Origin of the sequence: Streptomyces piniterrae (genome assembly GCF_005048155.1) — a bacterium.
Classification (GTDB): domain Bacteria; phylum Actinomycetota; class Actinomycetes; order Streptomycetales; family Streptomycetaceae; genus Streptomyces; species Streptomyces piniterrae.
On record NZ_SUMB01000020.1, the window covers coordinates 22,812 to 35,295 of the forward strand.

The 12,484-nt window shown below is 71.3% G+C and carries 10 protein-coding genes and 1 tRNA gene; 8 read left to right on the plus strand and 3 right to left on the minus strand.

From position 1 onward, the window contains the following. Positions 1–47: 47 nt before the first annotated feature. Positions 48–1,430, minus strand: a complete 1,383-nt coding sequence (locus FCH28_RS36945; RefSeq protein ID WP_136744813.1) for an MFS transporter — start codon at positions 1,428–1,430, stop codon at positions 48–50. Between the two features lie 343 nt (positions 1,431–1,773). Further along, a complete protein-coding gene (locus FCH28_RS36950; RefSeq protein ID WP_425472077.1) occupies positions 1,774–3,390 on the minus strand; it encodes a potassium/proton antiporter in 1,617 nt (538 codons plus the stop codon). 205 nt (positions 3,391–3,595) lie between these two features. Here FCH28_RS36950 and FCH28_RS36955 point away from each other — a divergent pair, with 205 nt between their 5' ends. After that, positions 3,596–6,316 carry a penicillin acylase family protein gene (locus FCH28_RS36955; protein WP_136744814.1) on the plus strand — a complete coding sequence of 907 codons (2,721 nt, stop codon included), beginning with the start codon at positions 3,596–3,598 and terminating at the stop codon, positions 6,314–6,316. An 88-nt stretch (positions 6,317–6,404) separates the two neighbouring features. On the opposite strand, the gene FCH28_RS36960 is transcribed toward FCH28_RS36955, so the two are convergent. Continuing rightward, a complete protein-coding gene (locus FCH28_RS36960) occupies positions 6,405–7,118 on the minus strand; it encodes a 5-formyltetrahydrofolate cyclo-ligase (RefSeq protein ID WP_136744815.1) in 714 nt (237 codons plus the stop codon). Between the two features lie 81 nt (positions 7,119–7,199). On the opposite strand from FCH28_RS36960, the gene galU reads away from it, so the two are divergent. From galU to FCH28_RS36995, 7 genes are all read left to right on the plus strand, one after another. Continuing rightward, positions 7,200–8,102: a UTP--glucose-1-phosphate uridylyltransferase GalU gene (gene galU, locus FCH28_RS36965; RefSeq protein ID WP_136744816.1), complete on the plus strand. Its 903-nt coding sequence runs from the start codon at positions 7,200–7,202 to the stop codon at positions 8,100–8,102. A gap of 4 nt (positions 8,103–8,106) precedes the next feature. After that, on the plus strand, positions 8,107–9,423 hold the full coding sequence (gene glp, locus FCH28_RS36970; protein ID WP_136744817.1) for a molybdotransferase-like divisome protein Glp: 1,317 nt from the start codon (positions 8,107–8,109) through the stop codon (positions 9,421–9,423). A gap of 63 nt (positions 9,424–9,486) precedes the next feature. Next, the gene (moaC, locus tag FCH28_RS36975; RefSeq protein ID WP_136744818.1) at positions 9,487–9,969 is read left to right on the plus strand and encodes a cyclic pyranopterin monophosphate synthase MoaC; all 483 of its coding nucleotides are present in this window, start codon (positions 9,487–9,489) and stop codon (positions 9,967–9,969) included. Continuing rightward, entirely contained in the window at positions 9,966–10,469 is a 504-nt protein-coding gene (locus FCH28_RS36980) for a MogA/MoaB family molybdenum cofactor biosynthesis protein (RefSeq protein ID WP_136744819.1), read from the plus strand. Before moaC ends, FCH28_RS36980 begins: the two co-directional genes overlap by 4 nt. Before the next feature lie 14 nt (positions 10,470–10,483). Then, complete coding sequence (locus FCH28_RS36985; RefSeq protein ID WP_136744820.1) at positions 10,484–11,113, plus strand: GNAT family N-acetyltransferase; 630 nt, start codon at positions 10,484–10,486, stop codon at positions 11,111–11,113. Positions 11,114–11,272: 159 nt separating this feature from the next. After that, a complete protein-coding gene (gene sepX, locus FCH28_RS36990) occupies positions 11,273–12,298 on the plus strand; it encodes a divisome protein SepX/GlpR (RefSeq protein WP_136744821.1) in 1,026 nt (341 codons plus the stop codon). A 75-nt stretch (positions 12,299–12,373) separates the two neighbouring features. Beyond that, positions 12,374–12,446, plus strand: a tRNA-Ala gene (locus tag FCH28_RS36995). The last annotated feature ends 38 nt before the right edge of the window (positions 12,447–12,484 follow it).

The following is a 12,484-nucleotide window of genomic DNA, read 5'->3' on the forward strand; positions in this document are numbered from 1 at the left end:
CACTCGATGAGTGCTAACGACGATCCATAGTGCAGTATTCCGGCCCGTCAGTCCACTGTGACCGGCATACGGTGACCGACCCCACGCTCGTCCGACCCCTCGTCCAGGCTCCGGTTCAGCTCCCGCTCGAAGGCGTCGGAGGGGGACTCGGCCGGCGAATCGGCCGGCGAATCGGCGGGCGAACCGGGGGTCCGGTCGGCGGAGCCGACGATCAGCGTCGACGAGCGCGGCACCAGGTGCGCGCGCAGCGCCAGCAGCACCGTCAGGGCCAGCACCGTGCCGGCCAGCGGCACCAGGAAACCGGCGCTCGGCGCGAAGCGGTCCGCCAGCTGGCCGGACGCGGTGGCCGCGGCCGCCTGGCCCAGCGCGACCGCACCGGTCAGCCAGGTGAAGGCCTCGGTACGGGCGGCGGCCGGCACCAGCGACTCGACGAGCGTGTAGCCGGTGATCAGCGCCGGGGCGATGCACAGTCCGACGACCAGGCCGACCGCGCCCAGCAGCGGCACCGAGGTCACCGCCCACAGCGGGGTGGTGGCCAGCGCCAGCAGCCCGTAGGCGACCAGCAGACGGCGCCGCGGGCCGACCTTCCAGGCGATCGCGCCGCAGGCGATGCCGGCGAGCATGTTGCCGCCCGCGAAGATCCCGTAGAGCAGGCCGTTGATGCCGGGCTGCCCGATGTCCTGGGTGAAGGCGGTCAGCGAGACCTGCATGCCGCCGAAGACGGCGCCGATGCCGAGGAACGCCGCGATCAGGGCGCGGACGCCGGGCACCGACAGCGCCGAGACGCGCGGGCCGCCCTGGCTGTGCGCCCGGTGGACCGGCGGCTGGCTGCGCCGCTGCGAGGCGAAGAGCAGGCCGCCGGCCAGCGTCAGCACGGCCTCCGCGATCAGGCCGGCCGCCGGGTGGACGCCGGTGCACAGCGCGGTCGCCAGCACCGGGCCGACGACGAAGGTGAACTCGTCGGTGACCGACTCGAAGGCGGCGGCGGTCGGCATCAGCGGGCTGCCGCCGAGCCGGGCGGCCCAGCGGGCCCGCACCATCGGGCCGACCTGCGGCGTGGAGGCGCCGGTGGGGACGGCCACCGCGAGCAGCGCCCACAGGGGGGCGTGCGCGAGAGCCAGGGTGATCAGGGCGCTGACGCCCACGACGTGCACCAGGACGCCGGGGAGCAGCACCGCGCGCTGGCCGAAGCGGTCGGCGAGCTTGCCGCTCTGCGGGGCGAACAGGGCCATGGAGACGCCGGTCGCGGCGGAGACCGTGCCGGCGACCCCGTAGGAGCCGGTGGTGGATTCGACGAGCAGCACGATGCCGATGGTCAGCATCGCGAAGGGCTGCCGGGCCAGAAAGCCGGGCAGCAGGAATGTCCATGCACCGGGGGTGCGCAGCAGTTGTCCGTAACCAGGACGGGAGTCCTTGACCGCGGATGCCACGGCCGGGCCTTTCTGCCGCCTGGTAGCGCGCCACCGCGAGGTCGTCACGGGTAACGCGCCGAGAGCTGTCCTCTCGCGCAGGACCGAGTGATACCGCGTGATCCGCACCGGGGAACGGTGGCTGCGTGTGGCAGGGGATCGCGGCCGCTGAGCGGTCGCGCCAGCTCTGCGTCAGGCAGAGGTGGTTCGTTGATGTTGCTTCTTCATACTACAGGTCGAAGCGCGCGAAGCCCTGGGATTAACCAGGGCTCCCCGTAAAATTCCTTGAGATCAGTGGAGATCTTCGGCACATTCCGAGGCCGAAGAGGCCAGGAAGCGTAGCCCCGGGGGCTGCCGCCGTCGGTCAGCGGGCGCCGCGCCCTTTGGCGCGCCGGTCGCGGAGGGCGCCGGGCCGGAACCGCCGCAGGGCTCCCTCGACCCTGCCGACCGGGCCGGCCGTACGCGTCCCGGCGGCCGCCGCCATCGCGGCACTCTCGCCCGCCCCCAGCCAGCCGGCCAGCTTGCCGCCCTGGGAGACCGCCTGTAGCCGCTTCTCGGCCGCGTCGCGCACCGGGTCCGTGGCGACCACCAGCAGTTCGTCACCCTGCCGCAGCACCGTCGAGGGCGCCGGCACGAAGCTGGCGCCGTCCCGTACGACCAGGGTGACCGCCGCGCCCTTGGGCATCCGCAGTTCGCCGACCTCGACGCCGTGCATCCGCGACCCCGGGCCGATGGACGTGGACAGCAGATGGCCGCGCAGCCGCTCCAGGGGCGCCGACTCGATGCCCAGGTCGGCCGCCTCCTTCCCGTCGCCGAGCCGCAGCCGTCGGGCGAGCCAGGGCAGTGTCGGGCCCTGGATGAGGGTGTAGACGACGACCAGCACGAAGACGATGTTGAAGACCCGCTCGCTGCCGGGCACATCGCTCACCATCGGGATGGTCGCCAGCACAATCGGGACCGCGCCGCGCAGCCCGGCCCAGGACAGCAGCGTCTGCTCCTGCCAGGGCATCCGGAACGGCAGCAGCGCCGTGAAGACGGACGTCGGCCGGGCCACGATCGTCAGGATCAGGCCGATGAGCAGCGCCGGGACGAAGTCGTCGACCAGGCGGTGCGGGGTGACCAGCAGGCCGAGCAGGACGAACATGCCGATCTGGCCGATCCAGCCGACGCCTTCGGCGAAGCCGCGGGTGGCCGGGGCGTGCGGCAGTTTGGCGTTGCCGAGGATCATCGCGGCCAGGTAGACGGCGAGGAAGCCGGACCCGTGGGCCAGCGCGCCGGCCGCGTAGGCGGAGACGGCGATGGCCATGACGGCGATCGGGTACAGGCCGGACGCGGGCAGCGCCACATGCCGCATGCCGAACGAGCCGAGCCAGCCGATGGCCAGTCCGACGGCCGCGCCGATGGCCAGCTCCAGGGCGATCTCGCCCATCAGCACGTACCACGTGTCGACCGGTCCGGAAGCGGAGAAGGCCACGACGAGGATGACCACGGGGGCGTCGTTGAAGCCGGATTCGGCTTCCAGGACACCCGTCAGGCGCGCGGGCAGCGGCACGTTGCGCAGCACGGAGAACACCGCGGCGGCGTCCGTCGACGAGACCACCGCGCCGATCAGCAGTGCCTGGCGCCAGTCGAGACCGGCCAGATAGTGCGCTCCGGCCGCGGTGACCCCCACGCTCACCGCGACGCCGACCGTCGAGAGCAACGCCGCCTGCGGCAGGGCTGGTTTGATCTCTTTCCACTTGGTGCCCAGACCGCCCTCGGCGAGGATCACGACCAGGGCGGAATAGCCGAGGAGTTGGGTCAGCTCGGCGTTGTCGAAGACGACGCCACCGAGGCCGTCCTGCCCTATGGCGATGCCTATCCCCAGGTAGATGAGCAGGCTGGGGAGCCCGCTGCGCGAGGAGAGCCGTACCGCGGCCACCGCTATGAGCAGTACGAGCGAGCAGATCAGCAGGAGTTGGTTGAGGTGGTCGACAGTCAGGGGAGCTGGTCCTTCCTCGCACGGGTTCCGGTGGTGGGGTCGGCGGTGGGGGAGGGGGATTCCTTACCTTAGCTAGTTACTGAGACTAACAATTTACCATTACTTGAAAGTTTCATGTTGCTGGCAGTGACTCCGCGTAGGGGTCGCCGAACCCGTGCGCCTATGGTTGCTCCAGCACTCCCACCCTGCCCCTCGAAGGACAGAGATGCCCGCCAACAAGTCCGGCCCAGCCCCAAAGAAGAAGAAGGGGCGGCGCGGCCGCCTCGTACTGATCACGGTCGTGCTTGTGCTGGTGGCGGGCATCGGCCTCGGCGCGTTCTGGGGGGTCGGCACCGTACGCGCCTCCTACCCGGAGACCACCGGCTCGCTCAAGCTCCCGGGCCTCACCAACCCGGTCGACGTCTCGCGTGACGCCAACGGCATCCCGCAGATCTACGCCGACACCGACGAGGACCTCTTCCGCGCCCAGGGATTCGTCCAGGCCCAGGACCGTTTCTGGGAGATGGACGTCCGCCGCCACATGACGGCCGGCCGGCTCTCGGAGATGTTCGGCAAGAGCCAGGTCAAGACCGACTCGTTCCTGCGCACCCTGGGCTGGCACCACGTCGCGCAGAAGGAATACGACACCAAGCTCTCGCCCAGCACCAAGAAATACCTCCAGGCGTACTCCGACGGCGTCAACGCCTACCTCAAGGACCACGAGGGCGCGGCGCTGTCCCTGGAGTACGCGGCGCTGGACTTCGAGAACGACTACAAGCCGGAGAAGTGGACGCCGGTCGACTCGGTGGCCTGGCTCAAGGCGATGGCCTGGGACCTGCGCGGCAACATGCAGGAGGAGATCGACCGCTCCCTGATGACCAGCCGCTTCACGCCGGAGCAGATCGCCGAGCTCTACCCGCAGTACCCGTACAAGCGGAACAAGCCGATCGTCCAGGCCGGCGCGGTCGACCCCGCCTCCAAGCAGTTCCGTCCCAAGGGCGGCGCGGCCGCCCACGCGCAGTCCGGGATCGGCGGTGCCGCCACCGGCCTCCAGACGCAGCTCTCCTCGCTGTCCAAGACCATGGAGGAGGTCCCGGCGCTGCTCGGTCCCAACGGCAACGGCATCGGCTCCAACTCCTGGGTCGTCTCCGGCGCCCACACCACGACCGGCAAGCCGCTGCTCGCCAACGACCCGCACCTGGCGCCCCAGATGCCCTCGCTCTGGTACCAGATGGGCCTGCACTGCCGCACCACAGGGCCCAAGTGCAACTACGACGTCGCGGGCTTCACCTTCTCCGGGATGCCCGGCGTCGTCATCGGCCACAACCAGGACATCTCCTGGGGCATGACCAACCTCGGCGCCGACGTCTCCGACCTGTACCTGGAGAAGATCAACGCCGACGGGTACCTCTATGACGGCAAGCAGCGGGCGTTCACCACCCGCAAGGAGACGATCAAGGTCGCCGGCGGGCCGAGCCGCGACATCACCGTCCGCGCCACCAACAACGGACCGGTCGTCTCCGACCGCGACGGCGAACTCTCCAAGGTCGGCAAGGACGCGCCGGTCGGCAACGCCGCCCCGGACCGCGGCGACGGCTACGCCGTATCGCTGCGCTGGACCGCGCTGGACCCCGGCAACTCCATGGACGCCGTCTTCGAGCTCGGCCGGGCCAAGGACTGGAACGGCTTCCGCAAGGCCGCCGAGCACTTCGAGGTCCCGTCCCAGAACCTGATCTACGCCGACACCAAGGGCAACATCGGCTACCAGGCACCCGGCCGGATCCCGGTCCGCGCCAAGGGCGTCGACGGCACCTTCCCGGCACCCGGCTGGGACCGGAAGTTCCAGTGGACCGGCTACATCCCGCAGAAGGCCCTGCCGTACGAGTACAACCCGCAGCGCGGCTTCATCGTCACCGCCAACCAGGCCGTCGTCGACGAGGCGAAGTACCCGTACCTGATCACCAAGGACTGGGGCTACGGCTCCCGCAGCCAGCGGATCAACGACCTCATCGAGTCGAAGATCAAGGACGGCGGCAAGGTCTCCACGGATGACATGCAGACCTTCCAGAAGGACAACAGCAGCGAGATCGCCCGGCTGCTGACGCCCTACCTCACGAAGATCGACATCAAGGACAAGTACGTCCGCGACGCCCAGCAGCTCCTGGAGGGCTGGGACTTCACCCAGGAGCCCGACTCCGCCGCGGCCGCCTACTTCAACGCGGTCTGGCGCAACACCCTCAAGCTCGCCTTCGGCAACAAGATGCCCAAGGAACTGCGGGTCGAGGGCCAGTGCCTGAACGTCCGCCCGGCCAACGAGACCGGCCCCGCCGACGACCTCCAGAAGCTGGTCCGCGAATGCGGCGAGCGGGCCGGCGACTCCGCCCAGCCCGACGGCGGCGACCGCTGGTACGAAGTCGTCCGCACCATCCTGGACGACCCGGACAACGCCTGGTGGAAGACCGAGAGCCGGCCCGGCCAGCTCGGCGACAAGAACCGCGACGAGCTCCTCGCCCACGCCATGCAGGACGCCCGCTACGAGCTGACGTCCAAGCTCGGCAAGAACATCGACACCTGGAGCTGGGGACGGCTGCACCAGCTGTTCCTCAACAACCAGACCCTGGGCACCGACGGACCCGGCCCCCTCCAGGGCCTGTTCAACCGCGGCCCGTGGAACCTCGGCGGCGGCGAGGCCGCGGTGGACGCCACCGGCTGGAACGCCGCGGGCGGCTACAAGGTCACCTGGGTCCCGTCGATGCGGATGGTCGTCAACCTCGCCGACCTCGACAAATCCCGCTGGATCAACCTCACCGGCGCCTCGGGGCACGCGTACCACGCGCACTACTTCGACCAGACCGACAAGTGGGCCAAGGGCGAACTGCTGCCGTGGGCCTTCAGCGAGTCGGCCGTCAAGAAGCGCGCCAAGGACACGCTGACGCTGTCGCCGTAGCGCGATGACGGAGAAGGGGTGAAGGGGCGGGCCGGAGATCCTCCGGCCCGCCCCTCGGCTTTCCGGGGCCCGCCCCGTCGGACAGGCCCTACGGCCGCTCAGGGGCCTTTGTGCCGCCCCGGGCGGGCCGGGCGAACCGGTGCACCCCCGAAGGCGTCACCGCCGCGTGCACCCGCTGGTCGTGCGGCTCGGCCGGCACCCGGTCCAGCACCTCCGTGTCGTACAGCAGCACCACCAGCGCCGGATCGGCCCCGGCCCGCTCCAGCCGTGCCAGCACCCGGTCGTACGAGCCGCCGCCGCGCCCCAGACGCAGGCCGCGGCCGTCCACCGCCAGACCGGGCAGCAGCACCACGTCGGCCTCGGTGACGGCCTCCGGGCCCAGCCGCCCGCCCGCCGGCTCCAGCAGCCCGCGGCCCGCCCGTACCAGGCGCTCGGCGCCCTCGTAGGGCGCCCAGTCCAGATCGTTGTCCGGCAGCAGCACGGGCAGCAGCACCCGCACCCCGGCCGCCCGCAGCCGGTCCAGGAGGGCGCGGGTGGAGGGCTCGCCGCCGATCGAGACATATGCGGCAACGGTCAACGGGACGGCCGGAACGGGCGATTCGCCAACGGGAAGATCGGCGGAGGATTCGAGATCTGCGTCACGCCCGCGCGCCGCGTCCCGTGCCGCCCGCAACTCGTCCAGTTCCAGCGTTCTCCGGGCCAGCGCGTCCCCCTTCGCCGCCACGACATCCGGCGGCAATGCTCCTCTAACCTTCAGGAGATCCCGCCGCAACCCGCGCTTTCTACCGTGATCAACGCTCACTGTGCGCCCTTGCTCCCGCTCTCATGCTCTATTCACCAGACCCTCATCATCCTTCCGATAGGGCCGGTTATGGTGGCGCGCATGACCCCATCGCACACGCGGATCAGCAAGGCTGTCATCCCCGCAGCCGGCCTCGGCACCCGGTTTCTCCCCGCCACCAAGGCCACGCCCAAGGAGATGCTCCCGGTCGTCGACAAGCCCGCCATCCAGTACGTGGTGGAGGAGGCGGCCGCCGCCGGACTCCTGGACGTCCTGATGGTGACCGGCCGCAACAAGCGCCCCCTCGAGGACCACTTCGACCGCAACTACGAGCTCGAAGAGGCCCTGCACCGCAAGGGCGACGAGTCCCGGCTCGCCCGCGTCCAGGAATCCAGCGACCTGGCGACCATGCACTACGTGCGGCAGGGCGACCCCAGAGGCCTGGGCCACGCCGTGCTCTGCGCCGCTCCGCACGTCGGCGACCAGCCCTTCGCGGTCCTCCTCGGCGACGACCTCATCGACCCCCGCGACCCGCTGCTCCAGCGCATGATCGAGGTGCAGGAGGAGCACGGCGGCTCGGTCATCGCCCTGATGGAGGTCGACCCGGCGCAGATCCACCTCTACGGCTGTGCGGCCGCCGCCCCCACCGGCGACGACGACGTCGTCAAGGTCTCCGACCTCGTCGAGAAGCCGGATCCGGCCGAAGCCCCGAGCAATCTCGCCATCATCGGCCGCTATGTCCTCGACCCGGCCGTCTTCGAGGTGCTCCGCAAGACCGAGCCGGGACGCGGCGGCGAGATCCAGCTGACCGACGCCCTCCAGGCGCTGGCCGCCGACCCGTCCCTCGGCGGCCCGGTGCACGGCGTCGTCTTCAAGGGCCGGCGTTATGACACCGGAGATCGTGGCGACTATCTGCGTGCCATTGTCAGACTGGCATGCGAACGTGAAGACCTGGGCCCGGACTTCCGGACCTGGCTTCGCAGTTATGTCACCGAGGAGATGTAAGACGTTGAACGGCACCACCGGCCAGACCAGCCACCAGGACCGCGTCTGGTCGGTGGCCGAGCACCTCGACGACGTCCTGTCCAAGATCCGCCCGCTGGACCCGATCGAGCTGCAACTCCTCGACGCCCAGGGCTGCGTCCTGGTCGAGGACATCACCGTCCCGGTGGCCCTGCCGCCCTTCGACAACAGCTCCATGGACGGTTACGCCGTCCGCGTCGCCGATGTCGCGGGCGCCACGGAGGAGTTCCCCGCCGCCCTCACCGTCATCGGCGACGTCGCGGCGGGCAGCGGCGAGCTCCCGGTCGTCGGCCCCGGGGAGGCCGCCCGCATCATGACCGGCGCCCCGGTGCCGCCCGGCGCCGAGGCCGTCGTCCCCGTCGAGTGGACCGACGGCGGCACCGGCCAGGGCCCCGCCGCCACGATGCGGCACGCCAGCGCCGCCCCCCAGGACGCCACCGGCGAGGTCCGGGTGCACCGCCCGGTCACCGAGCGCGCCCACATCCGCGCCCGCGGCAGCGACGTCTCCGCCGGGGAGCCGGCCCTCAAGGCGGGCACGGTCCTCGGCCCGTCGCAGATCGGCCTGCTCGCCGCCATCGGCCGCGGCACCGTCACCGTCCGCCCCCGCCCCCGGGTCGTCGTGATGTCGACCGGCAGCGAACTCGTCCAGCCCGGCGAGGCGTTGGGCCCCGGCCAGATCCACGACTCCAACAGCTTCCAGCTCACCGCCGCCGCCCGCGACGCGGGAGCCATCGCCTACCGCGTCGGCGCCGTCGCCGACGACGCCGAGACGCTGCGCGCCACCCTGGAGGACCAGCTCATTCGGGCCGACATCCTCGTCACCAGCGGCGGCGTCAGCGTCGGTGCCTACGACGTCGTCAAGGAAACCCTCACCGACCTCTCCGGCGACGAGGGCCTGGTGGAGTTCCGCAAGCTCGCCATGCAGCCCGGCAAACCCCAGGGCTTCGGCCTGGTCGGCCCCGAGCGCACCCCGCTGCTGGCGCTGCCCGGCAACCCCGTCAGCTCCTACGTCTCCTTCGAGCTGTTCGTACGCCCCGCCATCCGCGCCCTGATGGGGCTGCCCGAGCTGCACCGCCCCACCGTGCGTGCCGAGTGCACCGAGGCGATCGCCTCCTCCCCCCAGGGCAAACGGCAGTTCCTGCGCGGCTCCTACGACCCCGCCACCGGCCGGGTCGCCCCCGTCGGCGGCCCCGGATCCCACCTGATCAAGGCCATGGCGCACGCGAACGCCCTGATCATCGTGGACGAGGACACCACCGAGGTCGCGGCGGGCGGCGCCGTGGACGTCGTCCTGCTCGGGTAGCCGTCCGCCGCTGCGGGTACGGTGTCGTCCCACAGGCGCGGCACGGTCCAAAGCAGGAGAACGATGAGCAGCGGCCAGCAACACCTCACCCACCTCGACGCGGCGGGCGCGGCCCGGATGGTCGACGTCTCCGGGAAGGACGTCACCGCCCGCACCGCCCGTGCCCGCGGCCGTGTCCTGGTATCGCCGCAGGTCATCGAATTGCTGCGGGGCGAGGGCGTGCCCAAGGGCGACGCACTGGCGACCGCCCGGATCGCCGGCATCATGGGCGCCAAGCGCACCCCTGACCTGATCCCGCTGTGCCACCCGCTGGCCGTCTCCGGCGTCAAGGTGGACCTCACCGTCACCGACGACGCCGTCGAGATCGCCGCCACGGTCAAGACCACCGACCGCACCGGCGTCGAGATGGAGGCGCTGACCGCCGTCTCCGTCGCCGCCCTCACCGTCGTCGACATGGTCAAGGCCGTCGACAAGGCCGCGGTCATCTCCGACATCCGCGTCGAGGAGAAGACCGGCGGCAAGTCCGGCGACTGGACCCGGTCATGAGCCCCGCCCGCGCCCTGGTCGTCACCGCCTCCAACCGGGCCGCCGCCGGCGTCTACCCGGACAAGGGCGGCCCGCTGCTCGCCGAGGGCCTGGCGGCCATGGGCTTCGAGGTCGACGGCCCGCAGGTGGTCCCCGACGGCGACCCGGTGGAGGCCGCCCTGCGCCAGGCCGTCGACTCGTCCCGGTACGCCGTCATCCTCACCACCGGCGGCACGGGGCTCTCGCCCACCGACCGCACCCCCGAGGCCACCCGCCGGGTCCTGGACTACGACGTCCCCGGAATCCCCGAGGCGATCCGGGCCGCCGGGCGCGACAAGGTCCCCACCGCCGCCCTCTCCCGCGGCCTCGCCGGTGTCGCCGGCACGACCCTGATCATCAACCTCCCGGGCTCGACGGGCGGCGTCCGCGACGGCCTCGCCGTCCTTGCCGAGCTCCTCCCGCACGCCGTCGACCAGATCCGCGGCGGCGACCACCCCAGACCCTCCGGGAGCCCGAGCTGAACGCGTCCTGGCCGGTGGTCCTCACGGACGGAGACGTCTCCCTCCGCCCGATAAAGCTGCGCGACCAGCGGCCCTGGCGCGAGGTCAACCGCCGCAACCGCGACTGGCTGCGCCCCTGGGAAGCGACCATCCCGCCGCCCCCGCCCGGCGTTCCGCCGCCGCACCGCCCCACCTACCGGCAGATGGTCCGTCATCTGCGGGCCGAGGCGCAGGCCGGCCGGATGCTGCCGTTCGTCATCGAATACCAGGGCCGGCTCGCCGGTCAGCTGACGGTCGCCGGTATCACCTGGGGCTCCATGTGTTCCGGCCATATCGGCTACTGGGTCGACCAGGAAGTGGCCGGACGCGGTGTCATGCCGACCGCCGTCGCGCTCGCCGTCGACCACTGTTTCCGCGCCGTCGGACTCCACCGCATCGAGGTCTGCATTCGCCCGGAAAACACCCCCAGCCGCCGGGTCGTCGAAAAACTCGGCTTCCGCGAGGAAGGCATCCGCCCCCGCTACCTCCATATCGACGGTGCCTGGCGCGACCACGCGGTATTCGCCCTGACCGCCGAAGAGGTGCCGGAAGGGCTGCTCAACCGCTGGCGGCAGCAGAAACCGAGCACACCCGGAGCTCCCGGTGCTCCCCCGCAAATAAAATAAGTGTTCGAAATGCATGTTCGAAACGCTTCACGGATTGCCCGGATTCGCGGCGTGCTGATCTCAACAATCACAAAAAAAGTTCGAGATATCAGCCAGATCGTGCGACACACCGGCCCAATTGGCGGATGGCCCCACGCAAACCCCTCTACCGTGTGAGTCGTGAGAAGCAGCGGCCTCATCTACGCAGTCATCGTCGGGGCCTGGGCCGCCTACTTGGTGCCGATGTGGCTCCGTAGGCAGGACGAGCTCAATGAGGCCCGTCCGACCGAGCGCTTCAGCACTGCCATCCGGCTCCTGTCCGGACGTGCGGCCATGCAACGCCGCTACGCCAAGGGGCAGGAGGAGTGCCCCGCCGGCGATGCGGGCGACGAGCAGGACCCGGACGCCGCGGCCGACCCGGCCGACGTCCGGCCCTTCGGCGACCCCGCACCGGCCCCCGCGCACTCCGACGACGCCCCCACCCGTGTGACGGCGGTCACCCCGCCGCGCCCCTCCGTCGCCGAGCGCACCAAGCGCGCCAAGGTCCTCGCCCGCCGCAGGCGCACCATCACGATCCTCTTCCTCACCTTCACCATCGGCGCCATCGCGGCGGCCGTCGGCGGCCTCCCCTTCCTCTGGGTCCCCGCCATCCCCGCCCTCCTGCTCACCGCGTACATCGTCTACCTCCGCGTCCAGGAGCGCCGCCGCTTCGTCTTCACCATGGACCAGCGCCAGGCGGAGGCGGCGGCGCAACGGCTGCGGGAAGGCCGCCCCCGCCCTCAGCAGGCGGCCGACCAGCCGCCCGCCGCCGACCACCAGGCCGATCCGCACGCTGACGCCGCCCCCGCCGAGCCCGCCCCGGAACCGCCCCGCCCGGCGACCCCGGCACACACCGCGGGCCGCCGAGCCCTCGTCGAGGAGACCGACCACGCCGAGTGGGTCGACCAGCAGCGCGAACGCCCGCGCCCCGTCTCCGGCAGCTGGGAACCGGTCCCCGTCCCTCTCCCCACGTACGTCACCGCCCCGGTCGCCCCCCGCGCCACCAGCCACGTGGACCTGGACGCCGACGACGCCTGGAGCTCCGCCCGCTCCAGCGCCGCCCCCGACCACCCCCAGCCCGAAACCCCCGCCCGCCGCCCCCGCGGCCGCACCCCCCTCTTCGACCAGTACGAGAACGAGGACCGCCCGCGCGCGGCGAACGAGTGACGGCCCTCCGCTGACCAGCACCGAAAGCGATTTCCGAGCACCGCGAACGAGATGCTAGAGTTTCACTCGTCGCAAGGGCCTGTGGCGCAGCTGGTAGCGCACCTCGTTCGCAACGAGGGGGTCAGGGGTTCGAGTCCCCTCAGGTCCACCGCACGTCAAAGCCCCCGCCGGGGATATCCGGTGGGG